General features: G+C 39.3%; 29 protein-coding genes. All 29 read right to left on the reverse strand.

What is annotated here, in order from left to right; all coding sequences use genetic code 11:
• Nucleotides 1-401: 401 nt before the first annotated feature.
• Nucleotides 402-842, reverse strand: a complete 441-nt coding sequence (locus A2536_03645) for a 50S ribosomal protein L17 (GenBank protein OGF45312.1) — start codon at nucleotides 840-842, stop codon at nucleotides 402-404.
• 10 nt (nucleotides 843-852) lie between these two features.
• Nucleotides 853-1899, reverse strand: a complete 1047-nt coding sequence (locus A2536_03650) for a DNA-directed RNA polymerase subunit alpha (GenBank protein OGF45313.1) — start codon at nucleotides 1897-1899, stop codon at nucleotides 853-855.
• Nucleotides 1900-1914: 15 nt separating this feature from the next.
• Nucleotides 1915-2550: a 30S ribosomal protein S4 gene (locus tag A2536_03655; protein OGF45314.1), complete on the reverse strand. Its 636-nt coding sequence runs from the start codon at nucleotides 2548-2550 to the stop codon at nucleotides 1915-1917.
• An 18-nt stretch (nucleotides 2551-2568) separates the two neighbouring features.
• Entirely contained in the window at nucleotides 2569-2913 is a 345-nt protein-coding gene (locus A2536_03660; GenBank protein ID OGF45338.1) for a 30S ribosomal protein S11, read from the reverse strand.
• A 262-nt stretch (nucleotides 2914-3175) separates the two neighbouring features.
• Entirely contained in the window at nucleotides 3176-3577 is a 402-nt protein-coding gene (locus tag A2536_03665; protein OGF45315.1) for a 30S ribosomal protein S13, read from the reverse strand.
• A 137-nt stretch (nucleotides 3578-3714) separates the two neighbouring features.
• Entirely contained in the window at nucleotides 3715-3960 is a 246-nt protein-coding gene (locus A2536_03670; protein ID OGF45316.1) for a translation initiation factor IF-1, read from the reverse strand.
• Between the two features lie 8 nt (nucleotides 3961-3968).
• Entirely contained in the window at nucleotides 3969-4715 is a 747-nt protein-coding gene (locus A2536_03675; GenBank protein ID OGF45317.1) for a type I methionyl aminopeptidase, read from the reverse strand.
• Complete coding sequence (locus A2536_03680; protein ID OGF45318.1) at nucleotides 4715-5371, reverse strand: adenylate kinase; 657 nt, start codon at nucleotides 5369-5371, stop codon at nucleotides 4715-4717. Before A2536_03680 ends, A2536_03675 begins: the two co-directional genes overlap by 1 nt.
• Entirely contained in the window at nucleotides 5371-6687 is a 1317-nt protein-coding gene (locus tag A2536_03685; GenBank protein OGF45319.1) for a preprotein translocase subunit SecY, read from the reverse strand. Before A2536_03685 ends, A2536_03680 begins: the two co-directional genes overlap by 1 nt.
• Before the next feature lies 1 nt (nucleotide 6688).
• The gene (locus A2536_03690; GenBank protein ID OGF45339.1) at nucleotides 6689-7120 is read right to left on the reverse strand and encodes a 50S ribosomal protein L15; all 432 of its coding nucleotides are present in this window, start codon (nucleotides 7118-7120) and stop codon (nucleotides 6689-6691) included.
• Nucleotides 7121-7216: 96 nt separating this feature from the next.
• A complete protein-coding gene (locus A2536_03695; GenBank protein OGF45320.1) occupies nucleotides 7217-7717 on the reverse strand; it encodes a 30S ribosomal protein S5 in 501 nt (166 codons plus the stop codon).
• Between the two features lie 11 nt (nucleotides 7718-7728).
• A complete protein-coding gene (locus tag A2536_03700; GenBank protein ID OGF45321.1) occupies nucleotides 7729-8091 on the reverse strand; it encodes a 50S ribosomal protein L18 in 363 nt (120 codons plus the stop codon).
• A 2-nt stretch (nucleotides 8092-8093) separates the two neighbouring features.
• The gene (locus tag A2536_03705) at nucleotides 8094-8651 is read right to left on the reverse strand and encodes a 50S ribosomal protein L6 (GenBank protein ID OGF45322.1); all 558 of its coding nucleotides are present in this window, start codon (nucleotides 8649-8651) and stop codon (nucleotides 8094-8096) included.
• Nucleotides 8652-8660: 9 nt separating this feature from the next.
• Nucleotides 8661-9056, reverse strand: coding sequence for a 30S ribosomal protein S8 (locus A2536_03710; protein ID OGF45323.1), 396 nt, complete (start codon nucleotides 9054-9056; stop codon nucleotides 8661-8663).
• Nucleotides 9044-9226: a hypothetical protein gene (locus tag A2536_03715; protein ID OGF45324.1), complete on the reverse strand. Its 183-nt coding sequence runs from the start codon at nucleotides 9224-9226 to the stop codon at nucleotides 9044-9046. Before A2536_03715 ends, A2536_03710 begins: the two co-directional genes overlap by 13 nt.
• Nucleotides 9227-9255: 29 nt before the next feature.
• Nucleotides 9256-9804 (reverse strand): 50S ribosomal protein L5, encoded by a 549-nt coding sequence (locus tag A2536_03720; GenBank protein ID OGF45340.1) that lies wholly within the window; start codon nucleotides 9802-9804, stop codon nucleotides 9256-9258.
• Between the two features lie 14 nt (nucleotides 9805-9818).
• A complete protein-coding gene (locus A2536_03725) occupies nucleotides 9819-10169 on the reverse strand; it encodes a 50S ribosomal protein L24 (GenBank protein ID OGF45325.1) in 351 nt (116 codons plus the stop codon).
• The gene (locus A2536_03730; protein OGF45326.1) at nucleotides 10170-10538 is read right to left on the reverse strand and encodes a 50S ribosomal protein L14; all 369 of its coding nucleotides are present in this window, start codon (nucleotides 10536-10538) and stop codon (nucleotides 10170-10172) included. It lies immediately after the preceding gene.
• A 1-nt stretch (nucleotide 10539) separates the two neighbouring features.
• Nucleotides 10540-10872 (reverse strand): 30S ribosomal protein S17, encoded by a 333-nt coding sequence (locus A2536_03735; GenBank protein ID OGF45327.1) that lies wholly within the window; start codon nucleotides 10870-10872, stop codon nucleotides 10540-10542.
• Nucleotides 10873-11070, reverse strand: coding sequence for a 50S ribosomal protein L29 (locus A2536_03740; protein OGF45328.1), 198 nt, complete (start codon nucleotides 11068-11070; stop codon nucleotides 10873-10875).
• 2 nt (nucleotides 11071-11072) lie between these two features.
• A complete protein-coding gene (locus tag A2536_03745; GenBank protein OGF45329.1) occupies nucleotides 11073-11483 on the reverse strand; it encodes a 50S ribosomal protein L16 in 411 nt (136 codons plus the stop codon).
• 19 nt (nucleotides 11484-11502) lie between these two features.
• A complete protein-coding gene (locus A2536_03750) occupies nucleotides 11503-12294 on the reverse strand; it encodes a 30S ribosomal protein S3 (protein ID OGF45330.1) in 792 nt (263 codons plus the stop codon).
• 22 nt (nucleotides 12295-12316) lie between these two features.
• The gene (locus tag A2536_03755) at nucleotides 12317-12763 is read right to left on the reverse strand and encodes a 50S ribosomal protein L22 (GenBank protein OGF45331.1); all 447 of its coding nucleotides are present in this window, start codon (nucleotides 12761-12763) and stop codon (nucleotides 12317-12319) included.
• Nucleotides 12764-12789: 26 nt separating this feature from the next.
• Entirely contained in the window at nucleotides 12790-13074 is a 285-nt protein-coding gene (locus tag A2536_03760) for a 30S ribosomal protein S19 (GenBank protein ID OGF45332.1), read from the reverse strand.
• Between the two features lie 30 nt (nucleotides 13075-13104).
• Nucleotides 13105-13926, reverse strand: coding sequence for a 50S ribosomal protein L2 (locus A2536_03765; GenBank protein ID OGF45333.1), 822 nt, complete (start codon nucleotides 13924-13926; stop codon nucleotides 13105-13107).
• Nucleotides 13927-13937: 11 nt separating this feature from the next.
• Nucleotides 13938-14222: a 50S ribosomal protein L23 gene (locus A2536_03770; GenBank protein OGF45334.1), complete on the reverse strand. Its 285-nt coding sequence runs from the start codon at nucleotides 14220-14222 to the stop codon at nucleotides 13938-13940.
• A gap of 1 nt (nucleotide 14223) precedes the next feature.
• Nucleotides 14224-14853: a 50S ribosomal protein L4 gene (locus A2536_03775; GenBank protein OGF45335.1), complete on the reverse strand. Its 630-nt coding sequence runs from the start codon at nucleotides 14851-14853 to the stop codon at nucleotides 14224-14226.
• On the reverse strand, nucleotides 14853-15614 hold the full coding sequence (locus A2536_03780; protein ID OGF45336.1) for a 50S ribosomal protein L3: 762 nt from the start codon (nucleotides 15612-15614) through the stop codon (nucleotides 14853-14855). Before A2536_03780 ends, A2536_03775 begins: the two co-directional genes overlap by 1 nt.
• 38 nt (nucleotides 15615-15652) lie before the next feature.
• On the reverse strand, nucleotides 15653-15961 hold the full coding sequence (locus A2536_03785) for a 30S ribosomal protein S10 (protein ID OGF45337.1): 309 nt from the start codon (nucleotides 15959-15961) through the stop codon (nucleotides 15653-15655).
• Nucleotides 15962-16049 lie beyond the last annotated feature (88 nt).

Raw genomic sequence — 16049 nt, forward strand, 5'->3', positions numbered from 1 at the left:
GTCTTTGTTTGCTCCTAATTTCTCAAAGATCGATTGTTCTTTGACATATTTCCCTATTTACTTCTTATAGGACATCTGATTAATTATACTGCATGGTGGGATAGTAGTCAAGTGGGAAATAGGCACCAGAAATCCGAAGCAGAACACATAACATTGTTGACTTGCAAAATATTAAGGGTTTGCGGGATTTCTGATTCGATTCCACAGATTGCAAAGCTACGGGATTTCACTGATTATGGAATAGACATGAAAATTGTATTAAGTTCTAATTTGAATAGTTCTACTTTGTTTTTTGGATAGGAAGTAACCTACAATCAAGACCAAGGAGACAATTATTCTAATTACTTTTCAATAAAAAAGGCGCCCTTTTACAGGCGCCTTTTGATCAGTATCTTTTAAAACTACTTTTTTGCCGGGGCTTGGGCTTCTGCTTCTTTTCCTTTTTCTTCCGGTTTCTCGCCTTTTTTTATCTTTTTTTCTTTTTTCTGTCTTACGACGAGCTCTATCATTACTACCAACGCATCATCGCCTTTTCTGTTTTTATACTTTATTATCCTGGTGTAGCCGCCGTTCCTGTCTTTAAAACGCGGGGCTATAACATTTAGGAGCTTAAAGAGCACGCTCTTTTCTTTGATAGACTGCTCAATGCGGCGTATATTTGAAAGTCCGCCTTTTTTTGCCAGTGTAATGAGTTTTTCGGCGCTTCCCCGGAGTACCTTCGCTTTTGCCAGAGTTGTTACGATCCTCTCTGACTTAAATAACGAAGTTTCCAGGTTCTTAATCAGCGCCTTTCTTACCTCATACACTCTGCTTAATCTATTACCGTTTACTCTATGCCTCATAATTTAGCTCCTACTTCTTCTTTGGTTTTTTTTCTTTCTCAACATAAATCGGGGTTACATCTTCAGGAAGCTCGCAATCCTCGGGAATATCAGGAGAATTCAGGTCCATATTAAAAGTAAGTCCCATGCTCTTAAGAATATCACTTATCTCTTTTAAGGACTTCTTGCCAAAGTTCCGGTACTTGAGCATTTCATTCTCATTCTTCTTTACCAACTCATCAATTGTCTTAATCCCTGCTATCTTTAAACAATTTGCAGAACGGACAGAGAGTTCAAGTTCATCAACGCTCTTTTTCAACATCTCTTCCATTTGAGCATTATTCTTATCTACAGCACTTTCGTCTTCCATTACCAATTCTTCTTCATTTCCGATAAACACCGTCAAATGATCTTTCATGATTTTCGAGGAATAAGACAGAGCTTCTTCCGGTTTGATTCTGCCGTCTGTCCAGATTTCAAGAATAAGCTTTTCGTAATCTGTCTGCTGTCCGACTCTTGTATTCTCAACCGTATAGTTTACCCTGGTTACAGGTGTAAATATAGAGTCCACCGGAATCACACCGATGGGGGCATCTTCTTTTTTATTATCTTCACTTGCAACATAGCCTCTCCCTGTATCGACCGTAAACTCTATATTCAGCTTTGCGCTTGCAGAAGTGGTAGTCGCAATAACCAGATCAGGATTGACTATTTCAATTTCAGCATCGGGAGTAATATCTCCGGCCGTTACCGTTTTCTGGCCCTCGACACTCAAAGATAATTTTTTTGGTGCATTACCGTGAAGGTTTATCTTTATTTGTTTCACATTCAAAATGATATGCGTAACATCTTCCGAAACACCTTTAATGGTACCGAACTCGTGCAGTACATTTTCTATTTTCATAGAAGTAATCGCAGCAGCCTGGATTGAGGAAAGCAAAACTCTTCTTAACGCTGTACCTACAGTCTGTCCATACCCCCGTTCAAAGGGTTCGGCAACAAATTTCCCATAAACGCCGGTAAGGGTGCCGGAATCAACTTCCATGCTCTTTGGCATCTCCATTCTTTTCCATTTCATAATTTTTCCCCCTAATTATCTGTTATAGAATTCGACGATCAGCTGTTTATTAAGTATTGAGCCGATCTCGGCTTCTTCAGGCATTTTCTTAAAAGTTACCTTGAGATTGTCAAAATCGACATCAAGCCAGGCACCGGAAGTAATACCGCCTCTTTCCTTGATCCTGTCAACGCTCATCTTTATTGCTTTCATTCCTTTTGACTTTTCCCTGATACTAATAACATCTCCGGGCTCTAATACATATGAAGCTATGTTCACAAACTTACCGTTTACCTGGACATGCCCGTGAAGTACTAATATTTTTGCCGCGTCCCTTGAAGCAGCCAAGCCTGCTCTATAAACCACAGAGTCAAGACGGCTTTCAAGAAGCTTTAAAAGATACTCGCCGGTAACGCCTTTCTTTCTTGCTGCTATACCATAGAAACGCCTGAATTGGCCTTCGTTCATGCCATAAATTCTCTTCGCACGCTGTTTTTCTCTCAGACGAATACCATACTCGGAGAGTTTTGACATCTTTTTTCCGTGTTGACCGGGGATAATACCGCCTTTCTCAATAGCGCATTTGCCGGTATAACACCTGTCACCTTTTAAAAAAAGCTTAATTTTTTCTCTTCTGCACAACCTGCATTTTGCTCCAGTAATCCTAGCCAACTTAGATCCTCCTTAAGGTTATACTCTTCTTTTCTTTCTTGGCCTGCACCCGTTATGAGGGATAGGCGTGACATCTTTGATTAAAGTAATTTTCAACCCGGCGGTTTGAATCGATCTGATAGCCGATTCTCTGCCCGCTCCGGGACCTTTAACATGCACTTCCACATGGGTAAAACCCTTATCAAAAGCCTTCTTTGCCGCAGTCTCAGCCGCAAGCTGCGCCGCAAACGGAGTTCCCTTTCTCGAACCTTTAAACCCGACGCTTCCGGAAGAGGCCCATGCACCAACTTTGCCTGTAACATCAGCAATTGAAATAATCGTATTATTAAAACTTGAAAAAATATGGGCAGTACCTTTTTTCATCGGCCTATTTTCAGGTTTTTTTATTTCTCTTGCAGGAGCAGAAGCCGGAGCTGCGACAGGTGCTGCAGTCTGCGATTTCGTTTCTTTCTTTGCTTCATCCATTTAGTTATTCTCCTTGATTGCGTTCTAAATCTCTTTTGTTCGAACAAATCCTTTTTATGACGCTCGTACCAAAGAATTTTGACACATATAATATAAACTTCCTATCATCAAAACCCCGCACAGACTGTCCGGCAATCTTTCAGGCGGATAAGCGCGAGTTTTATTTCTTTGCTGCGTTATCAACCACTGCTTTTACTTCTTTTCTCATTACACCCACCGTCTTTCTCGGGCCTTTTCTTGTTCTCGAGTTAGTCTTGGTACGCTGACCACGGACAGGAAGGCTTCTTTTGTGACGAAGCCCCCGGTAAGAGCCTATATCAATGAGACGTTTAATGTTCATCGTAACATCTCTGCGAAGGTCGCCCTCTACTCTGATGGTCTGCAGATACTCCCTTATTTTCTTGATATCACCTTCAGTTAGTTCATGGACTTTAGTATCCGGATTAACTCCGGTATCTCTTAAAATCTTATTAGCTGTCGCTCTACCCACGCCATAAATATATCCGAGAGCTATCTCAATCCTTTTATTTCTCGCTAAATCAACACCCGCAATCCTGGCCAATTTACTCCTCCTTGGAATATTACCCCTGTCTTTGTTTATGTTTGGGGTTAGAGCAAACTACTCTAACAACACCCTTTCTTTTTATTACCATGCACTTATCACAAATCTTTTTAACTGATGCTCTTACTTTCATTTTTCTACCCTATCCTATAAGTTATTCGGCCTCTTGTGAGATCATAAGGCGAAAGCTCTAATTTTACCCTGTCTCCCGGAAGCAAACGGATAAAATGCATCCTCATCTTTCCGGAAATATGGGCTAAGACTACCGGACCTTTTTGATCTTTAGGCGCTTTTTCCGGTTTATCTAATTCCACCCGAAACATAGCATTCGGCAGCGATTCAACTATCTTACCTTCTACTTCTATATTTCCTTCTTTTGTCATATTTCCTTTTAATACCGGGTAAGTATCTCGGCTTTTCCGTTTACAATTGCCACTGTATGCTCATAATGCGCAGATAATTTTCTGTCTTTTGTAACCACGGTCCAATGGTCTTTAAGTATTTCCACTTCCGCCGTTCCCATGTTTACCATGGGTTCTATGCAAAAAACCATCCCTTCTTTAAGCCTTATTCCTGTACCTGCTTTACCAAAATTCGTAACCTGCGGATCCTCATGAAGATTTCTGCCTATACCATGTCCCGTAAATTCACGTACCACGGTATAACCTTCTTCTTCAGCAATCTTTTGCACCATACTTGAAATATCTCCAACCCTGTTTTCAGAGCTGACCATACTTATTCCGGCATAAAGAGCTTTCTCGGTGACATCCTTAAGTTTCTTTGCTTCCAAAGAAACTCTTCCGACTGCGTAGGTCTCGGTAACATCCCCGTGAAAACCTTCTTTAAAGACTCCGATATCAATCTTCAGTAAATCGCCTTCTTTAACTTTTCTGGATCCCGGGATCCCATGCACTACTTCCTCGTTTAAGGAAGCGCAGATACTTGCAGGATAACCACGATACCCTTTAAAGCTGGGCTTGCCGCCTTTTTCATTTATCAAAGATTCTGCTATCTTATCCAACTCTCCGGTAGTTATCCCCGGATAAATTTCTTTTTCCAGTCTCTTCAAAACCTCGGCTGTCAGCTTCGAGCTGATCTTCATCTGCTCTATTTCTGCCTGAGTTTTAAGAATCAACATTACTTGCTTTTTTTATCAGCAATTATTTTATTGAACTTTTCTACCATATCAGAAATACCTTTTTCAGCTGCAACATCCTTAAGTAAACTTTTTTGAGCATAATAATCTATCAAGGGCTCCGTATCTCTAGCATAAACCTGAAGCCTGTTTCTAATTGTAACCTCATTATCATCGGCTCTCTGGTAAAGCTCTCCTGCATCAAGATCACAAACGCCCTCCCTTTTTGGAGGCAATGAAACAAGATTGAAATTTGCACCGCATTTCTTACATACTCTGCGATTTGTCAATCGCTTAACAATGATTTCTTCCGAAATAACCAGATTAACCACTAAATCGATTTCCATATTTACTTCTTTCATTATTTTATCAAGTTCTTTCGCCTGATTAATCGTCCTTGGAAACCCGTCAAGCATAAATCCATTTTTACAGTCTGACATCTTAACTCTATTTTTCAACAGTTCATTAATTATTTCGTCGGAAACCAAAGCACCTTTTGCCATTATTTCTTTTGCTTTCAGACCCAAAGGAGTATTATCTTTTACTTCTTTCCTCAGCATATCTCCCGTCGAAATCTTCGGAATTTTAATTTCTTTTACCAGAGCATCAGAAAGTGTTCCCTTTCCTGCACCCGGTGCTCCAAGAATAATAAGGTTCATTAAAAACCGGCTCTGCTTTTTAATTTGCTGTCTTTCATAAAGCCATCATAGTGTCTCATGAGTAAATGAGATTCTATTTGCTTCATAGTATCAAGCGCAACACCTACAACAATCAGTAGTGATGTTCCGCCAAAATAAAACGGTATATTTACCGTTCTCATAAGTATATCAGGTATAATTGCTATTGCCGCTATCGAAAGCGCTCCAACCAAAGTAACCCTTGTAAGTGTGTAATCGATAAATTTTGCTGTCGGTTCACCGGGACGAACTCCGGGAATAAAACCTCCGTATTTCTTTATATTTTCAGCTACATCCACCGGATTGAAAACAACGGCAGTATAGAAAAAACAAAAGAATATCACCAGAATTCCATAAAGTATCAGATATACGGATTGACCCGGGGATAACCAGTTAACTATTGCTTCGAAAAACACGTTATCAGCAAACGGTTTTGCAATCATTGATGGTACAGATAAAACAGAAGATGCAAAAATGATTGCAATAACACCTGAAAAATCAACTTTGAGCGGCAAGTATGTAGCAGCCCCTCCGTAAACTTTCCGGCCAACCACCCTTTGAGCATATTGCACAGGAATTCTTCTGGCTGCAGTTTGAATCATCACAACAAAAGCCACGATTGCAAGCATTCCGGCCAGAACAAGGAAGATAGTAACTATAGACAATTCATTGTTTAACCAAAGCCTGTAGGTATTTATAATTTCAGTAGGAATTCTGGCAACAATACCTGCAAAAATTATCAATGACATGCCATTTCCAATGCCTTTTTCCGTAACACGCTCTCCCAACCAGACTAAAAACATTGTACCTGTCGTAAGAGTAAGTACTGTAGTTAACTGAAAACTTATACCCCAGTTATTTACAATGCCTCTTCCTATACTGTGCATCAAAAAGGTCATGGTCCAAGCTTGCACAGCACAAAGAACAACCGCCCCATATCTCGTATATTGACTAATCTTCTTCCTGCCGGCATCGCCTTCTTTTGAAAGTTTTTCCAAAGCAGGAATTACAGGAGTAAGTAATTGCATTATAATCGACGAACTTATATAGGGCATTACACCCAGAGCACAAATGGAGAAAGTTTTAAAGGCCCCGCCCGTAAAGAGATCAAGAAAACCGAGAATGCCGCCCTGTTGTGCCTTCATAAATGAAGAGAGTGCTGCAGCATCAATACCCGGTGTAGGGATGTGACAACCCAGCCTATAAATCATAAGCATCCCAAGAGTAAACACCACGCGATCTCTAAGCTCAGGTATCTTGAAAATATTTCTTAAACCTTCAAAGAAGCTTTTAAACATCCTACTTTATCTCTCCCCCTGCTGCTTTAATTATTTCCACCGCTTTTTTACTTACTTTCGCCGCTTTTACGGTCAACTTTTTCTTAAGTTCCCCGTCTCCGAGTACTTTTACAAGTTTGGAGCCATTATCAATCAATCGCTTTGCTATTAAAGACTTAATGTCTACCGTTTCTCCATTTTCAAATCTATTAAGATCAGAAACATTTACAATAGCATATTTTGTTTTGAAAATATTAGTAAAACCTCTTTTAGGCGCGCGCCTTACTAAAGGCATTTGACCGCCTTCAAATCCTACCTTATTCCCGTGTTTTCTGGCATTTTGACCTTTATTGCCTTTTGTAGAGGTTTTGCCATGGCCGCTGCCTATTCCAAACCCAATTCTCTTTCTTTTTTTTCTGGCACCTTTGTTCGGTTTCAACTCATTAAGCTTCATCATAAATCTCCCCTACTTTTAAAAGATTCCAATTCTTATCACTTTTACCTCAATACAGCACCCGCAACCCGTCACTCGTTACCCGCTACTTTTTCACTATACCAACAATTCTTCAATTTTTTTATCCCGGAGTTCTGCAAGTCTATCTATTCTTTTTAAAGACTTAAGCGCTACAACTGTCGCTTTCGTCAGGTTATATGGATTTGTTGATCCTATAGTTTTGCTTAAAATATCTTTTATTCCCGCAAGTTCAACGACGGCACGTACCGCTCCGGCCGTTATAACTCCGGTCCCCGGGAAAGCCGGTTTCAAGAGTAATCTTGTCGCGCCAAAATGAACAAGTACCGTATGAGGAATTGTAGCACCTGAAAGCGGAACTTCAAAAAGGTTTTTCTTTGCGTCTTCAACTCCCTTCTTGATTGCGTCAGGAACTTCATTTGCTTTGCCTATTCCGACACCCACATGACCTTTCTGATCTCCAACTATCACAATAGAGCTGAAAGACATTCGCTTTCCGCCCTTTACTACTTTGGAGACTCTTTTAATACTGATTACTTTTTCTTTCAATTCATACTTTGATGAATCAATCCTAGACAAGATATCCCTCCTTAAAAAACCAATCCTTCTTTTCTGGCTGCATCAGCCAGTTTTTTAACTTTTCCGTGGTAAATATAACCGCTCCTGTCAAATACTATAGCTTTTATTCCTTTTTCAATACACTTTTTAGCAAGCAATACTCCGATTGCCTCTGCAGCAATCTGATTATCTCCGGCTTTTAATTTTCCTTTCAGTTCTTTGGAAAGTGTAGAAACCGTAAGCAAAGTTTTTCCTGTTACATCATCAACAAGCTGAGCATAAGTATGTTTCAAACTTCTCTTAATACACATTCTTGGACGACCTGTAGTTCCTATAACTTTTTTTCTGGTTCTTTTATGTCTCATTACTCTTAATGCTTCTCTATTAAACGCCATGATTACTTTCCTCCACCGGTTGCGCCGCCTGCTGTTTTACCGGCTTTTCTCTTAATATGTTCACCGGCATACTTAATACCTTTTGCTTTATAAGGATCAGGCACTCTGATCTTCCTGATTTGAGCTGCAAAATCACCGAGTAATTCTTTATCCGCACATTTCAATGTGATTACAGTATTTTTCTCTACAGATCCCGAAACACCTGCAGGGAGAATTCTCTCCACGGGATGAGAAAAGCCAAGAGTCATAGAAAGCTTGTTACCTGCAATAGCCGCCTTAAAACCAACACCTTCGATCATAAGTACTTTTGTATATTGTTCCGTAACACCTTTAATCATTACGGCGATCCTTGCTCTTACTGTCCCGTGATTTGACTTAACCTGAGCTTCTTCTGTTTCCTTAATAACAGTAACTTTCCCGTCTTTAAACTCAACTTTCAATTTAGACGGAAGCTTCATTTCAAGTTTTCCGTTAGGGCCTTCAACCCTTACAACATTATCTGCTATTGCTACTTTAACATTTGCCGGTACTAAAACCGGATTATTTCCGCCCCTAGCCATTAATTCCTCCTACCATATTTGACAGATTACTTCACCGCCAACATTATTCAATCTCGCATCTTTGTCTGTCATAAGACCTTTTGATGTAGAGATAATTGCAACACCATACCCATCAAGTACTTTTGGTAATTCTTTTGAACCTCTGTAAACTCTGAAACCAGGAGTAGAAACTGATTTAATCCCGGAAATCACCCTTTCTTTATTTGAATACTTCAAATATACTCTAATAACACCTTTCTTCCTGTCATCAATCCTTTTGAAGTTCTTAACATAACCTTCCTTCTGGATAATCTTCAGGATTTCATAAGAAAGCCAAGAGTAAGGAATATCAGTCTGTTCCTTCATCGCTTTGTTGGCGTTTCTTATTTTTGTTAACATATTACTTACTGTATCTACTGATGCCATCTTTTTTTCTCCTTACCAGCTTGCTTTTCTGACACCAGGTATCTTTCCTTCCTGGGCAAGTTTCCTGAAACAAATTCTGCATACGCCGAATTTCCTGTAATAACCGCGCCTTCTCCCGCAAATCTTACATCTATTATACTTTCTTGTTTTATATTTAGGTTCACGTTCATTTTTTACAATCCAAGACGTTTTCGCCACCTTAAACCCCCTGCTTCTTAAACGGCATACCAAAATACTCAAGAAGCGCTTTCGCTTCCGCATCAGTTTTAGCCGTTGTTACAATTGTAATGTCCATACCATGTATCTGATCAGTTTTATCAACATCTACTTCAGGAAATATGATCTGTTCTTTTATTCCCATAGTATAATTACCCCTGCCATCAAAAGACTTATCAGACACGCCTTTGAAATCCTTCGATCTGGGAAGAGCAATTTTTATATACCTATCCAAAAATTCATACATCCTGTCATTCCTGACAGTAACCATGACACCAATTGGATTTCCTATCCTTATTTTAAAATTAGAAATATCCTTTTTTGATCTCGTAATTACCGGATGTTGCCCGGTTATCGCCGCAAGTTCGGCAACCACGGCATCAATAAGCTTTACATTATCTGCTGCCTTACCCATACCCACGTTCATACTTACCTTAACAAGTTTTGGAACCTGCATAACAGACTTGTATTTAAACTGTTTCATCATTTCCGGCACTATCTTTGTTCTGTAAAGCTCTTTTAATGTTGGCATCATATATTAATCCTTTATCCCTCTGTCAATTCGCCGCACTTTTTGCAGGCTCTTGCTTTTTTTCCATCTTTTAAAAACTTCATCCTAACCATTGTCGGCTTACTGCATCTTGGGCAAACAAGCATAACTTTAGATATACTAAGAGCAGCCTCTTTCGAAACGATACCGCCTTGAGGAGCTTGCTGACTGGGTTTAATGTGCTTCTTCATAAAATTAACACCTTCAACAATAACCTTAGTTATTTCATCGCCTCTCTTATTTGTTATTTTTGTAATTTGGAGAATTCTACCCTTTTTACCTTTATCCTCACCGCTAATCAGCTCTACTGTATCGCCTTTTCTTAATTTTGTTTTAAGCGCCGACATTTAAACAACCTCCGATGCCAAAGAGATAATCTTCATAAAGTTTTTATCTCTTAATTCTCTGGCCACGGGCCCAAACACTCTGGTTCCCCGGGGATTAAGCTGATCATTAATCAGAATAACCGCATTTTCGTCAAATTTCACATACGAACCGTCTTTTCTTCTTACCTCTTTTTTGGTCCGAATTATAACAGCTCTTACAACCTCGCTTTTCTTCACCAGTTTATTCGGAATGGCTTCCTTTACGGCCCCAACAATAATATCACCCAGGGAAGCATATCTTTTTCTACTGCCACCCAACACCTTAATGCACATCAGCTTCTGCGCACCGGTATTGTCGGCTACTTCAACCATTGATTGTACCTGAATCATATTAAACTCCCTCTGCCTTTTCTTCTGTCTCTTTTTTTACCGGCTTAAGCACTTCAAGCTCATCTTTCAATTCAATATTTTCCACTGCAGACTTTTTGATTATTTTTACGACCTTCCATTTTTTTGTCCTGCTTATCGGACTGCATTCTTCAATTTCAACAACATCTCCCAATTTTGCTTCTTCATTTTGATCATGCGCCGCATACTTTGAGTAAATTTTAATAATTTTACCCAATATTTTTTCTTTTTTAGTACGAAGTATGCTTACTTGCACCGTTTTAGATGCTTTGTCGCCAATGACGACACCTACTCTGGTTTGCTTTCCGACTTTCACTTACTTAGCTCCTTTTTGTTTTTCTTTCAAGATGGTTAACATTTTAGCAATGTCTTTTCTTACCTCGGGAATAAGATTCACTTTCTCCAGGCTGCGCATTGCATGCTTCATTTTTATCTCCATTAATTCCTTCTTTTTTTCTACTAACTTTATCGTAATTTCTTCCGGAGTCAAATCTCTTATTTCTTTAGTTTTCATATTTAATCAGCCCTCTTAATGAATTTCGTTAATACAGGAAGTTTATAACCTGCCATTTTTAAAGCTTCCTTTGCGACTTCTTCAGTGACACCTGCAACTTCAAAAAGAATTCTTCCGGGCTTAACAACTGCAACCCAAAACTCCGGACCGGGTTTACCTCCACCCATTCTAACTTCAGCCGGTTTCTTAGATACAGGTTTATCAGGAAATATACGAAGCCAAACCTTACCGCCCTTTTTCATTGAACGCACAATAGTAACCCTGGCTGCTTCTATTTGACGGGCTGTTACCCAGCTGCACTCTATTGACTTAATTGCATACTCACCGAAGTTAAACTCAGAGCCGGACATTGCCATACCTCTCATCCTGCCCCTCATAGACCTTCTAAATTTCACTCTTTTTGGAAACAACATAAACTTACTCCTTTAAAAATTACTTTTTTTCCTCAGTTTTTGGTTCAACCGCAGGCACTTTAACCTCCGCAACTACCGGTTTCGCAGCCCTGTCAGCAGGACGACTATCATGTCTTCTATGGTCTTTCCTATTGTCTCTCGGATCCCGTACTTCTTTTGTCTCCGTCATATTTATAAAACCGGAACCGGGAAGAACCTCACCTTTAAATATCCAGACTTTAACACCTATTTTACCATATGCACACATAGCTTCTGTTGCACCGTAATCTATATTTGCTCTAAACGTATGAAGCGGAACACGTCCTTCTCTATACCATTCTCTTCTTGCTATATCATTACCGCCAAGACGACCGGAACACATTATTTTAATTCCCTTTGCCCCTGCAGCCAAAGCAGCAATAACTGCTTTTTTCATTGCTCTTTTATGCGATATTCTTTTTTCCAGCTGAACCGCAACACTCTTTGAGACAATCTTGGCATCTATAGCAGGATTTCTTACTTCCATAATACTGATATAGATATCCTTTTTTGTCATCTGCTGAATCTTCTTTTTAAGTTCATCAACTTCGGAACCTTTCTTCCCGATAATAATTCCGGGTTTTGCTGTATGAACAATAACCAGCACCTTCCCTACTGTACGCTCTATTTCCACTCTGGCGATTCCCGCATGTTCAAGCTTTTCATTAATAAAATTCCTAATTTTCCAGTCTTCAAGAATATTGGCCGCATAACTTTTCTCTGCGAACCATCTGGACTCCCATCCGCGTATGACCCCTATCCTTGTAGAAAAGGGGTGAACTTTCTGACCCATTAAAACTCCTCCTTAAAATCTCTTATTTCTTTGATTTTTCTTCTTTAGCTATTTTTGCTTTAGCTTCTTTAACATTTTCTTTTACTGCGTCTACAACCGCATCAGTTTTTGTTTTCCCTGTTTTAACTTTTTCCTTAAATTCATCGCTAACAATAATAGAAGCATGACAGAATTTTCTTTTTATTACTCCGCCTCTGCCCATAGCTCTTGCATGTAGCTTTTTAAAAGAAGGTCCTTGATTCGCAAAGGCAGTCTTTACAAACAACTTTTCAATATCAACTCCCTGCTTAGCCGTGATATTGGCAATAGCAGACTTTAGAAGCTTTGATACTATATCAGAACCTCTTTTATTGGTAAACTTTAATGCATTTATGGCAACATCTACCTTTTTGCCTTTTACCAGCTCCATCACTACTCTTATTTTTCTGTCAGGTATTCTTAAATACTTAAATTCTGCTCTAGCTTCCATTTTAATTAGCTCCTTACATTATGTTATTAAGTTAAACCCGACGCTTTTTCTGTAGGCGCCCTGTGGGCTTTAAAGGTCCTTGTAGGTGAAAACTCGCCAAGTTTATGCCCAACCATTTGCTCTGTAACAAAAACAGAAATAAATTTTTTACCGTTATGCACCAAGAAAGTAAAACCAACCATTTCGGGTGCAATGGAACATCTTCTGCACCAAGTTTTAATAGTTTTTTTGCCTTTTTCCGTCTCTATTTTATTTACTTTCCTTAAAATCTTTTCATCAACGTAAGGGCCTTTTTTTGCTGACCTGCTCATTCATTTTCTCCTTATTAATATATTAAGCTATTACCGTCTTCTCTTAACAATAAATTTTGATGTTCGTTTATTTTTTCTGGTCTTATATCCCTTAGTAGGAACATTTGAGTAAGAAACAGGATGATTATTACCTTTACTTCTGCCCTCACCGCCTCCATGAGGATGGTCACAAGGGTTCATCGCCATACCCCTTACAGTCGGGCGTATTCCTTTCCATCTGTTTCTTCCCGCTTTACCAATATTAATATTTTCATGGTCGAGATTTCCCATTTGACCAATTGTTGCAAAACATTCCACATCAACCATACGCATTTCATTAGAAGGCATCTTAAGCGTGCAATAACCGCCTTCTTTTGCCATGAGGGTAATTGAGGTACCTGCTGAACGTCCAAACTGACCACCTTTTCCTCTTGCCAGCTCAACATTATGAACAATTGTACCAACTGGTATCGCTTTCAAAGGAAGGCAATTGCCTATTTTTATATCTGCCGACTCACTTGAAATAATAGTATCACCAACCTTTAATCCAACGGGAGCTAATATATATCTTTTTTCTCCATCTTTATAAACAATAAGACTAATCCTTACTGTTCTATTAGGATCATACTCGATAGTAGACACAAACCCGGGAATACCTATTTTATTCCTTTTGAAATCAATAATACGATACGCCGGGGATGTTCCGCCGCCCTGATGTCTTACGGTAATTCTGCCATAACTGTTACGACCGGCATTCTTCTTAAGCCTTGAAAGAAGCGATTTCTCAGGTTTTGACACTGTGATATCTTCGAACGTATCAACCGTCATCTGCCTTCTAGAAGGAGTTGTTGGTTTGTATGTTTTAACTGGCATATTTTTACTCCTTAAACTTCTAGCTGCTGGATTTTAGTGCCTTTTTTCAGCGTAACATACGCTTTCTTCCAATCAGGCTTTAGGCCCTTACGAAGACCAAGGCGTCTTTGTTTTCCAGCAACTATCACCGTATTTACTCTTTCCACGGTGACACTGAACAGTTTTTCAACTGCTCTTTTAATCTCTATCTTATTCGCATTCACATCAACGGCAAAAACATAAACGGAATTTTTTTCTTTTAAATCCGCACCTTTCTCCGTTATTAAAGGTCTTTTAATTACGTGTGTTAGCTCCATTTTACTTCTCCAGCTGTTTTTCTAGATTTATAATCGCATCTTTTGTAAATACTAATCTTTCATAATTCAAAAGATCATGACAGTTTATATTGGTCAAATATATCAACTTTGTTCCGTCAAGATTAGCTATAGATTTCTTTAAAACATCATCTTTTTTGTCTGACACTATCAGAGTCTTAAGCCCAAACACCTTTATATTTTTCAAAGTATTAACAGCATCCTTAGTTTTAGGTTTAGAATAATTCATTTCACTGATAATAACCAAAGCATTTTCTTTTATTTTCTCGGACATTATCGAACAATATGCAATCTTCTTAACTTTTTCCGGCATAGTATAACCAAATTTTCTCTGCTTTGGACCATGAGCAACACCGCCATGCCTCCACTGAATAGACCTGGTAGAACCTTGCCTTGCTCTGCCTGTTCCCTTTTGATTCCACGGTTTCTTTCCACCGCCGGAAACTTCGCCTCTGGTTTTAACTTTAACAGTGCCCCGTCTTTCGTTATTTAATTCGTTCAGCACAGCTTCTGTTATAAGGTCTTTTCTTGGAGCAATCCCAAAATAATCATCTTTTAACGAAACATCTCCAACTTCTTTACCTGACATATCAAGTACATTTAACTTTGGCACTACTTCTTACCTCCCGCCGGTCTTGCAGGCGCTTTTTTCTTTTCTTTATCAGCTTTTTCTTTTGCAGCTAACATAGCTAACCGCTTATTTTCCTCATCCCTTCTTCTTTCATCACGTTTCATAAGCCTTGCAATATTCTTGGATGCTGTCAGAACCACAAGTGACTCATTAGATCCGGGAACAGCACCTCTAACAAGTATAATATTTTCTTCCTTTTCTACCAGAATTATCCGAAGATTAAGAGCTGTTTTTGTCTCATCTCCCATGTGTCCGGGCATTCTTCGACCCTTCCAAATATGTCCTGCAACTCTGACTCTTCCGCCAATACCGCCCGGAGCCCTATGAAAATTCGAACCATGACTTCCAGGTCCTCCCCTAAAACCATATCTCTTGACAACACCTTGAAATCCGCGACCTTTATCTAAACCGGTAACATTTACATACTCACCGGGAACAAACAAATCAGCGCTTATAATCTGCCCAAGCTGAAATTTAGAAGCATCTTCAACCCTGAACTCTCTTACAAACTGTTTTGGAGTTGTATTTGCTTTTTTAAAATGTCCCGCTTTCGGTTTATTAATATTCTTTTTCTTATCAACAAAACCAACCTGAATAGCATCATACCCATCAGTTTTTTTAGTTTTCAACTGAGTAACAACACACGGACCGGCCTGAACAACTGTTACAGGTTCTGCCTTGCCCTCATGCAAAATCTGAGTCATTCCTAATTTCTTACCTAAAATACCTTTACCTTTAATCATAAAAGTCCCTTCCTTGATTTTTCAAAACGCTCTTTTAATCAGAGCTTTATTTCAACATCTATACCCGCCGGAAGATCAAGCTTCGAAAGCATATCCACGGTCTTGGGTGTCGGTTCCAATATATCCAGAAGCCTCTTGTGTACCCTGATCTCAAACTGTTCACGGCTCTTTTTGTCAACATGAGGCGATCTTAAAACCGTGTATCTGCTGATCTTGGTCGGAAGAGGTATCGGACCAACAACTCTGGCCCCGGTCCTCTTTGCAACGTTCACAACTTCAACTACTGATTTATCCAGCAGCCTGTGATCGTAAGACTTCATTTTTATCCTTATTTTCTGCTTATCCATTTTTATCCTGTTGTCCTTTACTCTAAGATCTCAGAAACGACGCCTGCACCTACGGTGTGACCGCCCTCTCTGATAGCAAACCTTAATT

It is taken from the genome of Candidatus Firestonebacteria bacterium RIFOXYD2_FULL_39_29, assembly GCA_001778375.1.
In the GTDB taxonomy this organism is placed as follows: domain Bacteria; phylum Oederibacteriota; class D2-FULL-39-29; order D2-FULL-39-29; family D2-FULL-39-29; genus D2-FULL-39-29.

Coding starts and splice junctions, on each gene's coding strand:
- A2536_03680 (OGF45318.1), bottom strand. CDS start 5,371: ATGAACCTTATTATTCTTGGAGCACCGGGTGCAGGAAAGGGAACACTT.
- A2536_03760 (OGF45332.1), bottom strand. CDS start 13,074: ATGAGCAGGTCAGCAAAAAAAGGCCCTTACGTTGATGAAAAGATTTTA.
- A2536_03725 (OGF45325.1), bottom strand. CDS start 10,169: ATGTCGGCGCTTAAAACAAAATTAAGAAAAGGCGATACAGTAGAGCTG.
- A2536_03690 (OGF45339.1), bottom strand. CDS start 7,120: ATGAAGCTTAATGAGTTGAAACCGAACAAAGGTGCCAGAAAAAAAAGA.
- A2536_03660 (OGF45338.1), bottom strand. CDS start 2,913: ATGAAAAAAGGTACTGCCCATATTTTTTCAAGTTTTAATAATACGATT.
- A2536_03785 (OGF45337.1), bottom strand. CDS start 15,961: ATGGATAAGCAGAAAATAAGGATAAAAATGAAGTCTTACGATCACAGG.
- A2536_03715 (OGF45324.1), bottom strand. CDS start 9,226: ATGAACGTGAACCTAAATATAAAACAAGAAAGTATAATAGATGTAAGA.
- A2536_03705 (OGF45322.1), bottom strand. CDS start 8,651: ATGGCTAGGGGCGGAAATAATCCGGTTTTAGTACCGGCAAATGTTAAA.
- A2536_03780 (OGF45336.1), bottom strand. CDS start 15,614: ATGATTAAAGGTAAAGGTATTTTAGGTAAGAAATTAGGAATGACTCAG.
- A2536_03710 (OGF45323.1), bottom strand. CDS start 9,056: ATGGCATCAGTAGATACAGTAAGTAATATGTTAACAAAAATAAGAAAC.
- A2536_03750 (OGF45330.1), bottom strand. CDS start 12,294: ATGGGTCAGAAAGTTCACCCCTTTTCTACAAGGATAGGGGTCATACGC.
- A2536_03745 (OGF45329.1), bottom strand. CDS start 11,483: ATGTTGTTTCCAAAAAGAGTGAAATTTAGAAGGTCTATGAGGGGCAGG.
- A2536_03770 (OGF45334.1), bottom strand. CDS start 14,222: ATGGAGCTAACACACGTAATTAAAAGACCTTTAATAACGGAGAAAGGT.
- A2536_03670 (OGF45316.1), bottom strand. CDS start 3,960: ATGACAAAAGAAGGAAATATAGAAGTAGAAGGTAAGATAGTTGAATCG.
- A2536_03720 (OGF45340.1), bottom strand. CDS start 9,804: ATGCCAACATTAAAAGAGCTTTACAGAACAAAGATAGTGCCGGAAATG.
- A2536_03645 (OGF45312.1), bottom strand. CDS start 842: ATGAGGCATAGAGTAAACGGTAATAGATTAAGCAGAGTGTATGAGGTA.
- A2536_03675 (OGF45317.1), bottom strand. CDS start 4,715: ATGTTGATTCTTAAAACTCAGGCAGAAATAGAGCAGATGAAGATCAGC.
- A2536_03685 (OGF45319.1), bottom strand. CDS start 6,687: ATGTTTAAAAGCTTCTTTGAAGGTTTAAGAAATATTTTCAAGATACCT.
- A2536_03650 (OGF45313.1), bottom strand. CDS start 1,899: ATGAAATGGAAAAGAATGGAGATGCCAAAGAGCATGGAAGTTGATTCC.
- A2536_03730 (OGF45326.1), bottom strand. CDS start 10,538: ATGATTCAGGTACAATCAATGGTTGAAGTAGCCGACAATACCGGTGCG.
- A2536_03755 (OGF45331.1), bottom strand. CDS start 12,763: ATGGAAGCTAGAGCAGAATTTAAGTATTTAAGAATACCTGACAGAAAA.
- A2536_03740 (OGF45328.1), bottom strand. CDS start 11,070: ATGAAAACTAAAGAAATAAGAGATTTGACTCCGGAAGAAATTACGATA.
- A2536_03765 (OGF45333.1), bottom strand. CDS start 13,926: ATGCCAGTTAAAACATACAAACCAACAACTCCTTCTAGAAGGCAGATG.
- A2536_03700 (OGF45321.1), bottom strand. CDS start 8,091: ATGGCGTTTAATAGAGAAGCATTAAGAGTAATGAGACATAAAAGAACC.